Origin of the sequence: Nocardioides sp. SR21, from assembly GCF_022761125.1 — a bacterium.
GTDB lineage: Bacteria > Actinomycetota > Actinomycetes > Propionibacteriales > Nocardioidaceae > Nocardioides.
Genome location: NZ_JAKWJR010000004.1, coordinates 78,496 through 96,434 on the forward strand (window position 1 = coordinate 78,496; position 17,939 = coordinate 96,434).

The 17,939-nt window shown below is 71.4% G+C and carries 13 protein-coding genes; 9 read left to right on the forward strand and 4 right to left on the reverse strand.

What is annotated here, in order from left to right; translation table 11 throughout:
* The first annotated feature begins 5 nt into the window (after positions 1-5).
* From glf to MJ604_RS08755, 5 genes are all read left to right on the forward strand, one after another.
* Complete coding sequence (gene glf, locus MJ604_RS08735) at positions 6-1,196, forward strand: UDP-galactopyranose mutase (RefSeq protein WP_243057949.1); 1,191 nt, start codon at positions 6-8, stop codon at positions 1,194-1,196.
* Positions 1,193-3,235 (forward strand): glycosyltransferase, encoded by a 2,043-nt coding sequence (locus MJ604_RS08740; protein ID WP_243057950.1) that lies wholly within the window; start codon positions 1,193-1,195, stop codon positions 3,233-3,235. Before glf ends, MJ604_RS08740 begins: the two co-directional genes overlap by 4 nt.
* Positions 3,228-4,109: an ABC transporter permease gene (locus MJ604_RS08745; RefSeq protein ID WP_243057951.1), complete on the forward strand. Its 882-nt coding sequence runs from the start codon at positions 3,228-3,230 to the stop codon at positions 4,107-4,109. Before MJ604_RS08740 ends, MJ604_RS08745 begins: the two co-directional genes overlap by 8 nt.
* Positions 4,109-4,888, forward strand: coding sequence for an ABC transporter ATP-binding protein (locus tag MJ604_RS08750; protein ID WP_243057952.1), 780 nt, complete (start codon positions 4,109-4,111; stop codon positions 4,886-4,888). The genes MJ604_RS08745 and MJ604_RS08750 overlap by 1 nt, the downstream gene beginning before the upstream one ends.
* A 417-nt stretch (positions 4,889-5,305) precedes the next feature.
* Positions 5,306-8,155, forward strand: a complete 2,850-nt coding sequence (locus MJ604_RS08755; RefSeq protein WP_243057953.1) for an FG-GAP-like repeat-containing protein — start codon at positions 5,306-5,308, stop codon at positions 8,153-8,155.
* Between the two features lie 31 nt (positions 8,156-8,186).
* Here the strand turns inward: MJ604_RS08755 and MJ604_RS08760 are convergent, their stop codons facing one another.
* Positions 8,187-8,900: a TIGR03089 family protein gene (locus tag MJ604_RS08760; RefSeq protein WP_243057954.1), complete on the reverse strand. Its 714-nt coding sequence runs from the start codon at positions 8,898-8,900 to the stop codon at positions 8,187-8,189.
* A gap of 17 nt (positions 8,901-8,917) precedes the next feature.
* On the opposite strand from MJ604_RS08760, the gene MJ604_RS08765 reads away from it, so the two are divergent.
* Positions 8,918-9,988 (forward strand): mannose-1-phosphate guanylyltransferase, encoded by a 1,071-nt coding sequence (locus tag MJ604_RS08765; RefSeq protein WP_243057955.1) that lies wholly within the window; start codon positions 8,918-8,920, stop codon positions 9,986-9,988.
* Between the two features lie 59 nt (positions 9,989-10,047).
* Here the strand turns inward: MJ604_RS08765 and MJ604_RS08770 are convergent, their stop codons facing one another.
* The 3 genes from MJ604_RS08770 to cofD are packed head-to-tail and all read right to left on the reverse strand — an operon-like array spanning position 10,048 to position 12,823.
* Positions 10,048-10,809 (reverse strand): DUF3105 domain-containing protein, encoded by a 762-nt coding sequence (locus tag MJ604_RS08770; RefSeq protein WP_243057956.1) that lies wholly within the window; start codon positions 10,807-10,809, stop codon positions 10,048-10,050.
* 41 nt (positions 10,810-10,850) lie between these two features.
* Positions 10,851-11,813: a coenzyme F420-0:L-glutamate ligase gene (cofE, locus tag MJ604_RS08775; RefSeq protein ID WP_243057957.1), complete on the reverse strand. Its 963-nt coding sequence runs from the start codon at positions 11,811-11,813 to the stop codon at positions 10,851-10,853.
* The gene (gene cofD / locus MJ604_RS08780) at positions 11,810-12,823 is read right to left on the reverse strand and encodes a 2-phospho-L-lactate transferase (RefSeq protein ID WP_243057958.1); all 1,014 of its coding nucleotides are present in this window, start codon (positions 12,821-12,823) and stop codon (positions 11,810-11,812) included. The genes cofE and cofD overlap by 4 nt, the downstream gene beginning before the upstream one ends.
* Positions 12,824-13,018: 195 nt before the next feature.
* On the opposite strand from cofD, the gene MJ604_RS08785 reads away from it, so the two are divergent.
* From MJ604_RS08785 to MJ604_RS08795, 3 genes are all read left to right on the forward strand, one after another.
* On the forward strand, positions 13,019-13,309 hold the full coding sequence (locus tag MJ604_RS08785; protein WP_243057959.1) for a WhiB family transcriptional regulator: 291 nt from the start codon (positions 13,019-13,021) through the stop codon (positions 13,307-13,309).
* 181 nt (positions 13,310-13,490) lie between these two features.
* Entirely contained in the window at positions 13,491-16,334 is a 2,844-nt protein-coding gene (locus tag MJ604_RS08790; protein WP_243057960.1) for a glycosyltransferase family 2 protein, read from the forward strand.
* Entirely contained in the window at positions 16,334-17,746 is a 1,413-nt protein-coding gene (locus tag MJ604_RS08795) for a DUF5719 family protein (RefSeq protein ID WP_243057961.1), read from the forward strand. Before MJ604_RS08790 ends, MJ604_RS08795 begins: the two co-directional genes overlap by 1 nt.
* The last annotated feature ends 193 nt before the right edge of the window (positions 17,747-17,939 follow it).

A 17,939-nucleotide genomic window follows, 5' to 3' on the forward strand; every position in this document is an offset into this window, starting at 1 on the left:
CGATCGTGTCGTCCCTTCCCAAAGATGCCATTCAGCTCGTCGTCGTCGGGTCCGGTTTCTTCGGACTCACCATCGCTGAGCGCTGCGCCACCGAGCTCGGCCTGAAGGTCCTCGTGCTCGAGCGCCGCTCCCACCTCGGCGGGAACGCCTACAGCGAGTTCGACGAGGAGACGGGCATCGAGGTGCACGTCTACGGGACGCACCTGTTCCACACCTCGAACAAGAAGGTCTGGGACTACGTCAACCAGTTCACGGACTTCACCGGCTACCAGCACCGGGTCTTCGCGAAGTACGAGGGCCAGGTCTACTCGTTCCCGATGAACCTGGGTCTGATCAACCAGTTCTTCGGCAAGAGCCACACTCCCGACGAGGCGCGCGCGCTGATCGCCGAGCAGGCCAGCGAGATCGCCACGGCGGACGCGCAGAACCTCGAGGAGAAGGCGATCAGCCTGATCGGCCGCCCGCTCTACGAGGCGTTCGTGAAGGGCTACACCGCCAAGCAGTGGCAGACCGACCCCAAGGAGCTGAGCGCGGACATCATCACGCGCCTCCCGGTCCGCTACAACTTCGACAACCGCTACTTCAACGACACCTACGAGGGGCTGCCGGTCGACGGCTACACCGCGTGGCTGGAGAAGATGGCGGCGCACCCCAACATCGAGGTCCGGCTCGACACCGACTTCTTCGACGTGGCCGGCGAGTTCAAGGGCCAGGTCCCGATCGTCTACACCGGCCCGGTCGACGAGTACTTCGGCAACTCCGAGGGTCGCCTGTCGTGGCGCACGATCGACCTCGAGCGCGAGACCGTCGACGTCGACGACTACCAGGGCACCGGCGTGGTGAACGCCAACGACCAGGACCTTCCGTACACCCGTACGCTCGAGTTCAAGCATCTCCACCCGGAGCGCACGTACCTCCCGGGCAAGACGATCGTCGTGCACGAGTACTCCCGCTTCGCGGAGGAGGGCGACGAGCCGTACTACCCGATCAACACCGCCGAGGACCGCGAGAAGCTGCTGAAGTACCGCGAGCTCGCGAAGAAGGAGCCGATGGTGCTCTTCGGCGGCCGGCTCGGCACCTACAAGTACCTCGACATGCACATGGCGATCGGCTCGGCCCTCTCCATGTTCGAGAACAAGCTCCGGCCGCACTTCGCCGAAGGCGCGGCCCTCACCAGCGGAGGCGTCGACGAATGAGCGTCACCCACACCCTCGTCGAAGGGCAGCCTGAGGAGACCGCGGGTCTGGCCCGGGTGCTGCTGCAGCGCCAGATCATGCCCCAGGGCCGCGACACCGATGTCATCAAGCTGTACATCGACCCCGACCCCGCCGCGCTGGACGCCGACAAGTTCGAGATCGGGCACACGCGCGCCGCCCAGGAGGCGAACTCGATCACCCAGCGGATGCAGAACGCCGCTCGCGGGATCTCGAAGATCCACCCCGACCAGATCGAGTCCCGCACGGCCTTCCGGGTCGAGCACGGTGACAGCGTCTCGTTCGGGACCTACTTCAACGCCTTCCCGGCGTCGTACTGGCGTCGGCACACCATCGTCAGCGCGGTCCGGCTGACGGTCCGGCTGCGCGGTGACGGTGCCACCGTGACCGTCTACCGCTCGATGTCCGACGGCCGCTCCCAGCGCGTCGACTCGGCCACCCTCGACCAGGGACCCGGCGAGTTCTCGTTCGAGCTGTCCCTCAAGCCGTTCACGGACGGTGGCTGGTACTGGTACGACGTCGTCGCTGCGGACGAGGACGCGGTCGTCGAGTCCGCCGAGTGGACCGCCGAGGTGCCGCAGGAGAAGGCGACCCGCGGGACCGTCACCATCGGCATCACCACCATGAACCGGCAGGACTTCTGCGCCAAGCTGCTGGGCCAGCTCGGCGACGCCGACCAGCTCGACGGGGTCCTCGACGAGGTCGTCGTGATGGAGCAGGGCAAGGACAAGGTGGTCGACTCCACCTTCTTCGCCGATGCCCAGAAGGCCCTCGGCGACCGGCTCCGGATCATCGAGCAGGGCAACATCGGTGGCTCGGGCGGCTTCGCGCGAGCGCAGTACGAAGGCCTCCGCGCCGGCCGCTCGACGTACGTGATGATGCTCGACGACGACGTCGAGTGCGAGACCGAGAGCGTCCTGCGCGCGGTCACCTTCGGCGACCTGTGCCGGAAGCCGACCCTCGTCGGCGGCCACATGTTCAGCATCTACCGCAAGACGCAGCTCCACTCGTTCGGTGAGCGCGTCTCGCCGTGGACGTTCTGGTGGGGCTCGGCGCCCGGCGTGTTCGGCAACTGGGACTTCGCCGACCGGAACCTCCGCTCGACCCGGTGGCTGCACGCCCGGGTCGACGTCGACTACAACGGCTGGTTCATGTGCCTGATCCCTCGGGCCGTGATCGCCGACATCGGCCTCTCGCTGCCGATCTTCATCAAGTGGGACGACGCGGAGTACGGCCTGCGCGCCAAGGATGCGGGCTACCCGACCGTCAGCCTCCCCGGCGCCGCGGTCTGGCACGTGCCGTGGACCGACAAGAACGACGCCCTCGACTGGCAGTCGTACTTCCACGTGCGCAACCGCTTCATCTCGGCCCTGCTGCACTCGCCGTACCCGCGCGGCGGGCGCTTGGTCCGCGAGAGCTTCAACCACCAGATCAAGCACATGGTGTCGATGCAGTACTCCACGGTGGAGCTGCGCCACAAGGCGCTCGAGGACGTCCTCGCCGGCCCCGAGCTGCTGCACCCGTCGCTGCCGACGACGCTGCCCGAGATCCGGGAGATGGTGAAGGGGTACGACGACGCGACCTACCTCAGTGATCCCACTGAGCTGCCCGAGGTGAAGCGGCACCGGCTGCCGCGCAAGGGCAAGGACCCGTCGCCGGTCATCTCCGGCAAGGCGGCCACCCTGCAGGCACTGCTGCAGCCGCTGCGTCAGCTCCGCAAGCCGCGCGAGCTGGCACAGACCCACCCGGAGGCCGAGATCATGGCCCAGGACGCCAAGTGGCACAAGGTCGCCCGGTACGACTCGGCGCTCGTGACGCTGCCGGACCAGAGCTCGGCCGCGTTCTACCGCCGCGACCGCGACCGCTTCGTCGACCAGATGAAGCGGACGGTGGACATCCACCGCACCCTGTACACGCAGTGGGACGAGCTGGCGGAGCGCTACCGCGCTGCGTTGCCGCAGATCACCTCCCCGGAGGCATGGGAGGAGACCTTCCGGCCGTGGATGGACGCCGATGACTGAGGCGGGTCGACAGCACCTCGTCGACGCACCGCTGGTCTCGCCGGCGCCCAAGGCCGGGCTGATCGACGTCTTCCGGCGTCGGTACCTGCTCCGCATGCTGGTCCAGCGCGAGATCAGCGCGCGCTACCAGGGCTCGTTCCTCGGCCTGCTCTGGTCCTACATCAACCCGCTGTCGCAGCTGTTCATCTACTGGTTCGTGATGGGCAAGATCATGAACCGCGGGACCGAGAACTTCGCGATCCACGTGTTCTGTGGCCTGATCATCGTCCAGTTCTTCATCGAGACGTTCAACGCCGGCACCCGCTCGATCGTGCGGAACAAGGGTCTCGTGCAGAAGATGGCCGTCCCGCGGGAGATGTTCCCCGTCGCCTCGATGCTCGTGTCCTTCTACCACATGGGCCCGCAGCTGGTGATCCTCACGATCATCTCGCTGATCTCCGGCTGGACGCCGAACCCCGAGTACCTCGCCGGCGTCGTCCTGGCGATGATGATCATCGCCCTGCTCGGCACCTCGCTCGCGCTGATGTTCAGCGTCGCCAACGTCTTCCTGCGCGACGTCAGCAGCTTCGTCTCGATCCTGACGAACTTCGTGCGCTTCGGCGTCCCGATGATCTACCCGTACATCCTGGTCGACGCCCGCTTCGGCTGGTTCGCGCAGTTCTACCTGCTCAACCCGATCGCGGACGCCGTGCTCCTCATGCAGCAGGCGTTCTGGGTCGGTACGACGAACGACCCGGAGCTCATCCACGCGACCCACATCCCGGGCAACCTGTGGGCGTTCAGCTTCCTGGCGCTCGGCGTCTCGGCGGTGATGCTGCTGCTGGGGCAGTACATCTTCAAGCGGTTCGAGAACCGGATCCCGGAGCGCCTCTGATGACCTACCCGCCGAGCACCTCGATCGTGGTCGAGGACGTCACCAAGTCGTTCACGCTGCGCTACCACCGCACGCTGAAGCAGATGACCGTCGCCAAGATGCGCGGCCAGGAGATCAGCAACGAGTTCAACGCGCTCGACGGCGTCTCCTTCACCGTCGAGCAGGGCGAGTCGATCGGCCTGATGGGCCTGAACGGCTCCGGCAAGAGCACGCTGCTGAAGCTGATCAACGGCGTGATGCGGCCCGACGGGGGACAGGTGCTCACCCGCGGCCGGATCTCCGGCCTGATCGCCACCGGCGCCGGCTTCCACCCGCAGCTCACCGGCCGGGAGAACGTCTTCCTCAACGCGGCCGTCCTCGGCATGAGCGACGCCGAGACCCGCCGCAAGTTCGACGACATCGCGGACTTCGCCGACCTCGGCAAGTTCCTCGACTCCCCGGTCGGCCACTACTCCTCGGGCATGACCGCCCGCCTCGGCTTCTCGGTCGCGATCCACGTCGACTCCGACATCTTCCTCGCCGACGAGGTGCTCGCGGTGGGGGACAAGCCCTTCAAGAAGAAGTGCCTGGAGAAGATGCAGGAGATCCGCGACGGCGGCCGCACGCTCTTCTACGTCAGCCACGCCGCAGGCGCGGTCCGCCGGATGTGCGACCGCGTGCTCGTGCTCGAGAAGGGCAAGCTCGCCTTCGACGGCGGCGTCGACGAGGGCATCAAGTTCGTGAAGTACGACGGCGGGCCTGACGAGGAAGAGAACGTCGACGACGAGCAGGGGATCTGAGCTGCCTTGCGGGCCGAGCGGAGCTCGGATCGGAAGACGCTGCAGCCAGGTCGAGTAGCGGCGCGAGCGAGGGACGAGCTCGCGACCCGCGTACCGAGACTGAGTCGTGTCCGCGGTCAGTTCTCTGCAGCCGTGGCCGTTGTGTCTCCTGAGCGGACTGGGTCTCGATACGCCGGTCGCGGCCTCGTTCCTCGGCCGCGCGGCTACTCGACCTCGCCGCGGTCACCGGTCCGCGCAGGCTCGGCCCGGTGGCAGCAGAAACTACACGCGTGAAGTTTCTTGACAAATCTCGAGATCATCGGCGTGTCGAGTAGAAATTACACTCTTGTAGTTACTCACGAACTCTTCCGTGGTCGCTGTGACTCGTGTGAAAGTTGCGCTCTCGTGTGAACTTCCCCCACACATGGAGAACGACCAATGCCTCCCAGCAAGACCAGCTTCGTCACCGGCTGCCAGCAGATCCTGGCGCTCGGTGTCGTGCTCGCCGCACTCGCGCCGGCCGCGAGCGTCGTCAGCCTCGACGTCGTCCGTGAGACCCCCGGCACCGCTCCGTCGACCGTGGTCCAGGGCGACCTGGCCGCGTACACGCGGGTCGCCCGCCAGACGACGAAGGTGCCGACCGCGCCGGTCGACCCGATCGTCGACGAGTACGCGCTCACCGCCCCCGCGACGCCGGGCAACGCCCGAGGCAAGGTCGGCGCGCTGCCGAAGACCGTCACCAGCGCCCCCGAGGACGTCACGGGCTTCGGCGCCGTCGGCGTGACCTGGGCGCACGGGAGTGCGGAGGTCGAGGAGTCGGAGATCTCCTTCGAGGTGCGCACGATCACCGACGGGACCTGGAGCGACTGGACCGAGCTCGAGTACCACGACGACCACGGCCCCGACGCGGACAGCGCGGAGGCGCGGCACGCCCGCCCCGGCACCGACCCGCTGCTCGTCGGCAAGGTCGACCAGGTGCAGGTCCGCGTGGCCGGCACCGAGGCGCTGCCGGGCGACATGAAGCTCGCGGTCATCGACCCGGGCAAGGAGACCCAGACCGCCGAGGAGCGCCCGGCGCTCGACACGACGGCGATGGACGGTACGCCGGGCGACGCGGTCGCCCTTCCGGCCGCGGAGGTCGAGGGCGAGGAGCCCGAGGGTGACGAGCCCGAGGGCGAGATCGAGCTGTCGGCGGCGACGTACACGCCCAAGCCGCAGATCTTCTCCCGCTCGCAGTGGGGCGCCGACGAGAGCATGCGCGAGAAGAGCTCGCTGCACTACTACGAGGTGCACGCCGGCTTCGTCCACCACACGGTGAACGCCAACAACTACACGCGCCGCGAGGTGCCCGGGCTGCTGCGCAGCATCTACGCGTACCACACGCAGTCGCGCGGCTGGTCCGACATCGGCTACAACTTCCTCGTCGACCGCTTCGGCCGCATCTGGGAGGGCCGGTACGGCGGTGTCGACCGCCCGGTCGTCGGCGCGCACACGCTGAACTACAACGACTACTCGTTCGCGATGTCGGCGATCGGCAACTTCGAGCTGGTCCAGCCGTCGAAGGCGATGATCCAGGCGTACGGCGCGCTGTTCGCGTGGAAGCTCTCGCTGCACGGCGTCGCCGCCTCCTCGACCAAGCAGTGGGTCGGCTCGAAGGACTTCCCGGCGATCAACGGCCACCGCGACGCCGCGTCCACCGCGTGCCCGGGCAAGTACCTCTACGCCAAGATCCCCGAGATCCGGAAGCTCGCCGCGGAGGCGCAGCGCGGCTGGGACGGGCGCGAGCTCGAGTCCAACCTCGCGGGCACCCCGCATCCCGACCTGGTGGTCCGGCGCGCCAGCGACGGCAAGGGCTACATCATCCCGACCGGCGGCCTGACCGCGTTCGCCCCGGGTGTGTCCGCGCTGGCCGACGTCGACGAGGCCCAGATCGCGGTCGCGTCCCCGGACCTGACCGGCGACGGCGTCGGCGACCTGCTGATCCGCGGTGGCGGCGGCTCGGCCGTGGTCCGGCCCGGCACCGACACCGGCACGTTCGGCGCCAGCATCAAGCCGACCAAGGCGTTCAGCGGCCGTGACCTCATCACCGCCGTCGGCGACCTCAACGGCGACAGCCGCAACGACCTCGTCGCCCGCTACACCGCGACCGGCCGGCTCGACGTCTACCTCGGCCGCGGCGACGGCACGTTCCGCCTCAAGAAGCAGGGCACGACCTGGGCCGGCTACACGCTGCTCGTCGGACCCGGCGACGCGAACGGCGACGGCAAGACGGACCTCCTGGCGCGGGACAAGGCCGGCGCGATGTGGCTGTTCCCCGGCACCGGCAAGGGCGGCTTCGGCGAGGCGGTCTCGGTCTCGGGCAACTGGAAGCAGTACTCCGCGATCACCGGCGTCGGCGACTTCAACCAGGACGGCCGCTCCGACCTGTTCGTCCGCAGCACGTCGTCGAAGTACGGCTACGTGCTGCCCTCCAACGGCAACGGCAGCTACGGACACGCGCTCGGCCCGGTCACCCGGCTCGCCGTCGTGGGCGACCTGGTCGGCGCGACCAGCATGACCGGCGCCGGCGCCCCGGACCTCGTGACCCGCAGCGGCGCCCGGATCTCGGTGCTGCCCAACAGCGGCACGTACGAGACCGGCCGGCCGATCGCCACCGGCGCCGACTTCCGCCGGATGAACCAGGTCCTCAACGCGGGCGACTGGGACCGCGACGGCTTCGGCGACGTGATCGCCCGCCACAAGTCGACCGGCGCGCTGTTCCTCTGGCGCGGCGACGGCACCGGCAAGCTCGCGGCGCCGGTCAAGCTCGCCACCGGGTTCGGCAAGGTGGCGCTGCTCGCGGCGGTCGGCGACATGACCGGCGACGGCTTCCCGGACCTGATGGGCCAGCCGTCGGGCAGCTCCATGCGGATCTACCCGGGTCGCGGCCTGTCCGGGCTGGGCACGTCGTACGTCGCCTTCAGCCGGATCGAGGCGGCCCGCCAGATCGGCGTCGGCCGGTGGAACGCCGACGGCGCGCCGGACTCGCTGTTCCGCGTCGGCTCGAAGCTCTCGCTGTACCCGGGCAACGGCCCGGGCGGCCTGACGCGGCCGAAGAGCCTGGGCGCGAACCTCGCGCAGTACGACTGGGTGATCGGCGTCAGCGACGCGACGCTCACCGGCCACGCGGACGTGATCGTCCGCGAGAAGGCCACCGGCGACCTGTGGCTGCTCCAGGGGACGTCGACCGGCTTCCTGCCGCGCCGCTTCCTCGCCGAGGGGATGGGGGTCTACGACCTGGCTGGCTGAGAAGCCCGAGGACTGGCTGGTTCCCTCGTGATCAAGGGAAGCGGGCCGTGACGCGCTCGGCGACAGCTGTCGCTTCGAGACGCCCCGGCCCGGCGTGGGTGACCAGGACCAGCGAGCCGCCGCGAACGAGCGGCTCGGTGAAGGTGGCGATACCTGGTGGGGAAGCCGGGTTCGCCTCCGAGAGGAGGCGGCCGCCGTCGGTGAGGAGGCTCCCGGCGGCGGCCGCTCTCCACAGGTCTCCCTGGGTGGTCCCCGGCAGTGCCAGGTCGTCCGGCCCCGGCGGGTCGTACGCCGCGAACGCGTCCGGCTGCGACCAGACCTCGACGCCGACGTCGTGGACGCCGGCCGGCAGCGGGTCGGCGAAGCGCACGCCCAGCGGCAGCAGCGAGCACGCCAGCACCGGGACGTCGTCGGCCAGGGGCGCCCAGCGCTCCAGGCCGTCCGGGCCGCACACGACGGCGTCCGGGGCTGACCCCTCCGAGTCGTCCACCACCAGGCCGACGGACCACGCGGCGCCCAGGAACACCGGTCCGAGCCAGTGCGCCGGCAGGTCGACGCACAGCGTCTGGCCGCGCTCGAGGTCGTACTCCTCGACGAGGAGGCTGGACACCTTCGCGACCCAGTTCGCGTACGTCGTCACGGACAGCTCGACCCGCTCGCCGGTCGCGTCGTCGTAGAACGTGACGAACGGCCGGCCGGCATCGGACCTCAGCTGGCGAGTCAGGACCTCGGAGAACGTCTGCACGCCGCTAGCCTCGCAGCATGTCCTCGATCGACCACTTCTGGGCCGTCATCCCGGCCGGCGGGGCGGGGACGCGGCTGTGGCCGCTGTCGCGCCAGACGTCGCCCAAGTTCCTCCACGACCTCACCGGGGGCGGTCGCACGCTGCTCCAGGACACCGTGGACCGGCTCGCGCCGCTCGCCGAGGACCGGTTCGTCGTGGTGACCGGACGCGCCCACCGCCCGGCGGTCGTCGAGCAGCTCCCCGAGGTCGACGCGGGCTCGGTGCTCGCCGAGCCCTCCCCGCGCGACTCGATGGCCGCCATCGGGCTCGCCGCGGCGATCATCGAGCGCCAGGACCCCGACGCGGTGATGGGCTCCTTCGCCGCGGACCACGTGATCCCCGACCCGGGCGGCTTCGCGGACGCCGTCCGCCTCGCGGCCGAGGTCGCCCGCGACGACTGGCTGGTCACGCTCGGCATCGAGCCCGCCTTCCCCTCCTCGGCGTTCGGCTACATCCACCTCGGCGACGAACTCGAGGGCCACCCCGGCGCGCGGACCGTCCAGGAGTTCGTGGAGAAGCCGTCGGTCGCGGTCGCCACGGAGTACGTCGCGACCGGCCGCTACCGCTGGAACGCCGGCATGTTCGTCGTCCGCCCGACCGTGCTGCTCGACCTGCTGCACCGGTGGCACCCGGCGTTCGCGGACGCGCTGCGCGCGATCGCCGCGGCCCCGGACCGGCTCGACGAGCTGTGGCCCGACCTGCCGAAGATCGCGCTGGACCACGCGATCGCCGAGCCCGCGGCCGACGCCGGCCGGGTCGCGTGCGTGCCGTCGTCGTTCCACTGGGAGGACATCGGCGACTTCGACTCGCTGGCCGCGCTGCTCGGTGGGGACACCGCCGTGCTCGGCGACGCGGGTGACGTGCTCGCCGTCGACAGCACCGGACTCGTGGTGCCGTCGTCCGGACGCGTCGTCGCGGTGATCGGGCTGGACGACGTGGTGGTCGTGGACACCCCGGACGCGCTCCTGGTCACCACCAGGGCGCGCGCCCAGGACGTCAAGCAGATCGTGAACGACCTGAAGGAGAGTGGTCGCACCGAGCTCACGTAGCGCGGCTCCTCGACCTGGCCCCTGGTCATCTCTCCGAGCGAGCTCGGGGAGACGGGGACTCACATGGCAGACGGCTCCGGGGAGTCGAAGTACGGGTACTGCTTCATGAACTCCTGCAGCGCCTCGCCGCTGGGAGCCGAGCAGTACTGGAACGCACCGACCTGCTTGGTGGTGTCGGTCTCGCCCTCGCCGCCGATGGACCAGTGCGTGAACGCGACGTGCTGGCCGTCGGGGAACGCCTTGCCGTTCTCGTCGTCCGAGGTCCACGGCGCCGCGATGAACTTGTCACGCATGTTCGTGTCGGACTCGTCGAACTTCTCCGCCATGTCGCGGATCTCGGAGACCTGCGCGTCGGAGAGGGTGTCGTCGTACCAGAGGATCGTGTAGCCGTGCTCGAGGTTGTGCACCAGCGACTCGAGCGCCGGCCGGTCCGCCTCGGAGTAGAACTTCCGGTCGAACGGCGCCGGCGCGACGCCGGCCTCGTTCCAGTGGGCACCGAACGCCGGCGGGGCGGTGGTGTACTCGACCGGCGTGCCGGTGGGCACGTGGTTCTGGTTGCCGTCGGCCTTCTCGGTGGTGATGTCCTGGCACACCGAGGCGGCGGAGCCGATGTCGCTCAGCGCGAGCTTCTCGACCTCGCGGCCGTCCCACCAGTCCTTGATCGGCTTGTACGCGGCAGCGCCGATGATGACGACGGCGACCAGGACGCAGACACCGACGATGGCGAAGCCGCGCTTGCGCTCGGCGCCCTTCTGCTCCTTGCGGAGCTTGTCGATGACCGCCTGGCGGTCGGACTTCACGGTCTTGGAGGACTTGGCCACAGGTTCGGCTTTCCCTTGCTTCGGGTTACGACCGGGAGAGTCTACGGGCGCGCTGGTCGCAGCCGGACATCGCTGGCCGAATCCGTGTCGAACACGTCCCACCCGTGGGCGAAGGCGAGCGCGGCCAACGGGCGCTTCAGGCCGGGTGGCCGGGTCACGAGCAGCTCCTCGCCGTCCCGGCCGGCTCGGGACGCGATCAGCCCGATCGCGCTGGTGATCGCGGCGGCCAGGTCGGCCGCCGAGGCGGGTGCCCCGAACGGCAGCCGGTCGCCCGGGTCACCCCGCAGGGCGCGTACGACGGCCTCGCGGGCGCCGTACCCGAACAGGTCCGCGCCGTCGGCCCGGACCAGCGACCGTGCGCCGGGGCCGTTCACCTCGGCGGGCAGCACCAGGTCGCCGCGGCCGCGGATCACCGCGAACGGGCGGCCACCGAGCTTGCCCTGCGCGAGCTCGGCGGCGCCGGCGAGCTCGTCCGCGACGGCCGGCAGCGTCACCTCGAGCAGGTTGCCGTAGGCATCGACCCGGCCGGCGAAGTCCTCGGCCACCAGCAGCCCGGAGGCGCCGATCGCGATGTCGGTCTGGCCCTCGCGCCAGGCCCGGCCGGCGGTGTCGGTGACGATCACCGCGACGTTGCGGCTGGTCCGGTGCCGCAGCCCGGTGCGCAGCCCGCGCGCGGAGGCGTCGGGGTCCAGGGGCAGCAGCACGATGCTGCCGGCCTCGACGTTGGAGGCGTCGATCCCGGCCGCGGCCATGGTGAGTCCCTGCCGGGTGCGCACGATCGCGGTCTCGCCGCGGCGGGCGACGACCCGCACGGTCTCCTCGGCGAGCGCGGCGTCGCGGGTGCCGGACCGGACCCGGCCCTCGGCCTTGCTGATCACCTTGCTGGTCACCACGACGATGTCGCCGTCGGCGAGCTCCACCAACGGCACGACCATCTCCACCAGGTCGTCGCCCGGACGGATCTCCGGAGCGCCGTCGGGGGCGAAGACCTCGATGCGGCTCATGCGCGGGCGAGCTCCACGGCGGCGGCCGCCATCGCCGCGGTCGCGTCGACGTCGGTCATCATCAGGGGGACGGCGACGCAGGCGATGCCCGCCGCGGTCACCCGGTCCACCTCGGCGGCGTCGACGGTGTCGAGCAGCCAGCCGTCGAGGACCCCGCCGTTCGAGCGGGCGCCGTAGTGCAGGGCGACGCCGGAGGCGCTGACCTCCACGCCGATCGAGGTCAGCATCTGCTCGGCCATGCCGCGCACGTGCGTGCCGCCGACGATGGGGGAGAGGCCGACGACGGGCGCCTTCGTGGCCGCCAGCGCCTCGCGCACCCCCGGCACGCCGAGGATGGTGCCGACCGACACGACCGGGTTGGACGGCGGGAGCAGCACCAGGTCGGCGTCGGTGATCGCGTCGAGGACGCCGGGGCCGGGTGTCGAGTCGTCGAGGCCGACCACGACCACGGTCTCGGCCGGGACCTCGGCGCGCAGCCGCACCCAGTACTCCTGGAAGTGCACGACCCGGCGGCCGCTCGGCGCCTCGGGGTCGGTGATCGCGATGTGCGTCTCGACGCGGTCGTCGGTCATGGGAAGGAGGCGAACGCCCTGGCCGAGGGTCGGGGCCAGCCAGCGCTTGCAGAGGGCCTCGGTCACCTGGGAGAGCGGGTAGCCGGCGTCCAGCATCTGCGTGCGCACGAGGTGGGTGGCGATGTCCCGGTCGCCGAGGCCGAACCACGTCGGCTCCACGCCGTACGTCGCCAGCTCCTCCTTGACGCTCCACGTCTCGTCGCGCCGACCCCAGCCGCGGCCCGGGTCGATGCCGTCGCCTAGCGTGTACATCACGGTGTCGAGGTCGGGGCAGACCTTGAGCCCGTGGATCCAGAGGTCGTCGGCGGTGTTGGCGACCACCGTCACCGCTGCATCGGCCGCCACGCCGGGCAGTCGACCGGTCGCGATCGCGTGCAGGAGACCCTGGAGGAAGCGGGCGCCGCCCATGCCTCCGGAGAGCACCGTGATGTTGTGCATGCGAATACCTTGCCCCACCGGGGTCGCCTGCCGATGAGGGGGATGACCCGGCCGCCTATCTAGCCACGCTGCGCCCATAGCAGATCCGGGGTTGACTTCCGGGGTACGACAGGCATGTAATTCCCACAGTGTCGTTCGCGAGTCTTCACGGGGAACCAGGTCAGATCCGCTAGGGCCTCCCGTGCAGGTTCGGGGATGTGGGAGCAATACCGGGTCGAAAGGGCGAGTGCCGTGAGAGAACTCTTTCTCCTCGACGGGGACGCCGAGGAAGCGGGTTGGCAGGACCGTGCGCTGTGCGCACAGACCGACCCCGAGGCGTTCTTCCCCGAAAAGGGAGGGTCCACGAGGGAGGCCAAGAAGGTCTGCCTCACCTGTGAGGTGCGCGACGACTGCCTCGAGTCGGCCCTCATGAACGACGAGCGCTTCGGCATCTGGGGCGGTCTCTCCGAGCGAGAGCGCCGCAAGCTGAAGAAGCGGGCTGTCTGAGAATCGGGCAGCCGGCTCGAGGAGCCGCGCGACCGACGTACGAGGTCGCGACCGGCGTCTCGAGATCGATCAACCCATCGGCGTGGGCGCCCCGTAGGTCATCTTCCGACCGAGGGGCGCCCCGCCGGGATGGGTCTGCTTCACCGAGTCCCGGTTAGTGTTCGGGATCGTGGTTTCTTCGGTGTCGGCTCTGCTCGTCAGTCACGACGGCGGGCGCTGGCTCCCCGCCGTCATCGACGGCGTGCGCGCTCAGCGCACCCCGGTCGATGCGGTCGTCGCTGTCGACACCGGCAGCAAGGACGAGAGCGCCGACCTCCTCGACGCGGCCTTCGGCGCCGACTCCGGCGGGGTCCTCCGCGTCTCCAGCTCGACCTCGTTCCCCGAGGCGGTCGGGCTCGGCCTCGAGCGGCTGCGCCTGCAGGGCTCCACCAGCGAGTGGGTCTGGATCCTGCACGACGACGCGAACCCCGAGCCCGGCGCGCTCGCCGCGCTGCTCGCGGCCGCGGAGGCCGACCCCGGCGCCGACATCCTCGGCCCCAAGCTGCGCGAGTGGCCGTCGCTGCGCCGCCTGCTCGAGCTCGGCGTCACGATCTCCGGCACCGGCCGGCGCGAGACCGGCTTGGAGCGCGGCGAGTACGACCAGGGGCAGCACGACGAGGTCCGCGAGGTCCTCGCGGTGAACACCGCCGGCATGCTCGTGCGGCGGACCGTCCTGGAGGAGCTCGGCGGCTTCGACGCCCAGCTGCCGATCTTCGGCAACGACATCGACTTCGGGTGGCGAGCCGCTGCGGCCGGCCACCGCACGCTGATCGTGCCGGACGCGGTCGTCTTCCACGCCGAGGCGGCCCACCGGGGCGTACGCCGCACCGCGCTGACCGGACGCCACACGCACTACCAGGAGCGCCGGGCCGCGCTGTACACGCTGCTCGCCAACGCCCGCGGCCGCGCCCTGCCGTGGCTGGTCGTGCGGCTGGCGTTCGGGACCGTCCTGCGGATGCTCGGGTTCCTCGTCGTCCGCTCACCGGGCGAGGCGCTCGACGACCTCGCCGCGCTGCTGAACCTCTACGCCCACCCCGGCCAGGTCCGCGCCGCCCGCCGCGCGCGGCGCGAGCAGCGGCCGGCCGAGGAGCACGCCCGCTCGCTGCTGTCCCCGTGGTGGGTGCCCTACCGGCACGGGCTCGACTTCCTCGGCGACCTGGTCGCCGCGGCCACCAACCAGGCGCAGGACGTCGCCGAGCGGCGCCGGGTCGCAGCCGCCGCCGTGGCGCCCGCGAGCGCCGTCGCCCGGCCGCGGTCGGACGAGGACGAGCTGGTGGAGGACACCGGCATCGTCGCGCGGTTCCTGACCAACCCGGTCGCACTCGCGCTCGCCGCGTTCGTCCTGATCGCCCTGGTCGGCGCCCGCGACGCCTTCGACTCCCTGGCCGGCGGCGGCCTCTCGCCGGCACCGGCCGGGGTCGGCGACTGGTGGCGGCTCCAGGTCGACACCTGGCACCCGCTCGGGACCGGGACCGCGGTGCCGGCGCCGCCGTACGTCCTGCCGATGGCGCTGCTCGCGACCCTGCTCGGCGGCAGCCCGTCGCTCGCGGTATCGGTGGTCATGCTGCTCGCGGTGCCGTTCGGGCTCTGGGGAGCGTGGCGCTTCCTGCGGGTCGTCGGCCGGCTGGTGACGCCCACCGGTGCGCCGCGCAGCGCGCTGCTGTGGGGCGCCACGACGTGGGCGCTGGTGCCGGTGGTCAGCGGCGCGTGGAGCGACGGCCGCTTCGGCGCCGTCGTGGTCGCCGCGACCCTGCCCTGGCTCGCGCACGCCGCCCTCGGCTTCGCCGACCCGGCCGCCGACCGGCGCTGGCGCGCGGCCTGGCGCACCGGTCTGCTGCTCACGCTCGCCACTGCCTTCGCCGCCGTGCTGTGGCTGTTCGCGGCGTTGCTCGGTCTCGTGGTCGTGGCCGCCGCGCTCCTCATCGTGCGGGGCGCGGTCCGGGACCGCTCGATCTGGGGGCCGCCGGCCACCGCGCTCGCCGTGGTGCCCGCGTTGCTGTCGCCGTGGTGGATCCCGGCGGTGCAGCGCGGGGCGGCCGAGGGTCTGCTGCTCGACGTCGGCCGGCTCCCGTCGCCGGTGGCCGACGGCCTCGACCTCGCGACCGGCCGGCTGGCCGACCTCGGCGCGCCGTGGTGGCTGGGCGCGATCCTCGCGGTGCTGGCGCTGCTCGCCCTGGTGCCGCGGTCGACGCGGATCCCGGTCCTGGTGTGCTGGGTGATCGCCCTGGTCGCGGCCGTGCTCGCGCTCGTCCTCGGTGCCGGATCGCTCGCGCTCGCGGCGACCACGGTCTCGACCGGGCTCGCCGCGCTGGTCGTCGTCCTCCAGGGCGCGTTCGTCGTCGCCGCCACGATCGGCGCGATCGCGCTGGTCCACGACCTCCACTCCTGGCGCCGCGCGGTGGCGGCGGTCGTCGCCGTCGCTGCGGCCGTGGTGCCGATCGGCGGGCTCGCCTGGTGGCTGGGCGCCGCCGACAACACCGTCGCGGAGGGCATCGACACCGACATCCCGGTCTACATGGTCGAGAGCTCGCAGCAGGGCCCCGAGCACGGCATCCTCGTCGTCCGCGGCTCGATCGACGACGGCCTCACCTACTCCGTGCGCCGCGGTGACGGCGTGACGATGGGCGAGGACGAGATCCTCGGGCTCACCGCCGAGGACGAGGACTTCAGCGCCCAGGTGCGCGAGCTCGTCTCGCGCCCGACCCCGGAGGTCATCGACGCGCTCGGACAGAGCGGCATCGAGTACGTCGTGCTCCCGGCTCCGGCCGACGGTGGCGTCGCCGGCGTCCTCGACGCGGCGACCGGGCTGATCCAGGCGAGCGCCATCGCGCCGACCCGCGCGTGGGAGGTCGACCGCCCGCTGGACGCGTCCGGCCTCGAGGGACCGGCGTCGTGGCTGCGGATCGCGCTGCTGGTCCTCGCCGGGCTCGGGACCCTGGTGGTCGCCGTGCTCTGCCTCCCGACGAGCAGCAGGAGGAGGTCCTGATGAGCCACAGCGCACCCCCGGCCCCCGGCCGCCGCAGCGCCCGCGCGCCGAAGCGTCGCCTCGAAGTCACCGTGCTGCTCGCCGTGCTGCTGCCGCTGCTCGCGCTCGGCGCGCTCGCGCTGGTCGACCAGGGCGCCGCCACCGACCCCGTCGAGCCCCCGACCCGTACCGAGCTCACGCGGGCGACGCTGGTCTGCCCGACCGCGCCGGCCGAGGACGCCCGGGAGGTGGCGATCACCAGCGCCACCGAGGACGTCGACGGCACCGTGCAGGTCGGCCTGGGCGAGACCCAGGAGCCGGCCGACCTCGCCTCCGGCAGGGTCACGTTCGTGCCGGACCAGCCGGACGCGGTCGCGATCCTGGGCGAGGACGACACCGCCCCCGGCCTGGTCGCCGCCCGGTTCGGCGGCACCGAACCCGCCGCCCTGAGCTGCCCCGCCCCCATGCCGGTCACCTGGTTCACCGGCGTCGGCGCCGGCGCCGGGCACACGTCGGTGCTCGAGCTGATCAACCCCGACGCCGGCACCGCGATCGCGAACATCACCGTCTACGGCCGATCGGGCATCGTCGAGGCCGAGCGGCTGCGCGGCATCTCGGTGCCGGGCGGCACGAGCGTCCGGCTCGACCTCGCCACGCTGGTCCCGCGCCGCGACGAGCTCGCGCTCCAGGTCGCGACCGTGCGCGGCCGGATCGGCGCCGTGGTGCAGGACCGCTTCGACGGCATCGGCTCCGCCGAGCCGACCGCGGACTGGCTCCCGGACCAGCCCGAGCCGTCCACCTCCAACCTGCTGATGGGTCTCGCGCCCGGCGCCGGCCGGCGGACGCTGGTGATCGCCAACGGCGGCGACGACGAGGTGCGCGCCGACGTCAAGGTGGTCACCCGCCGCTCGGTGTTCGTCCCCGAGGGTGTCCCCGAGCTCCGGGTCGCCCCGCACAGCGTCCAGCGGATCGCGATCTCCAGCGCCCTCGAGGCCGCGCTGAAGGGCGGCGCGAACGGCCTGCTCGTCGACGCCACCGGCCCGGTCACCGCCACGGTCCGGTCGTACGTCGAGGGCGACCTCTCCCATGCCGTCCCCAGCGACCTCGTCGAGTCGTCGGCGACCGCGCTGCTGCCGGACATCCGCGAGGAGAAGAGCGTGCAGCTCGCCGGCGCCACCGGCCAGGGCGTGGTCACCGTCGTCGCCCGCTCGGCGTCGGGGGAGGAGCTCGACCGGACCGAGACCGAGATCTCTCCCGACCTCGGGGTCAGCGTGAAGGTGCCCGCCGACACGGTCCTGGTGACCGTCACGGTCGCGCGCACCACGGTCTCCGGCGCGGCGATGATGGCCGGCGAGGACGGCGCGGCGGTCGTCCCGCTCACGGTGCCGGCCTCCAACGGCCTGGTGCCGGCCGTGCGACCCGGGCTTCCCTAGCCGTGCTTCGCAGCCCTCGCAGGCTGGGTTGTGAGTCCCTCGATCTCGATACGCCGGTCGCGGCCTCCTTCGTCGGCCGCGCGGCTACTCGATCCAGCGCGTGCTTCGCAGCCCTCGCAGGCTGGGCTGTGAGTCCCTCGATCTCGATACGCCGGTCGCGGCCTCCTTCGTCGGCCGCGCGGCTACTCGATCC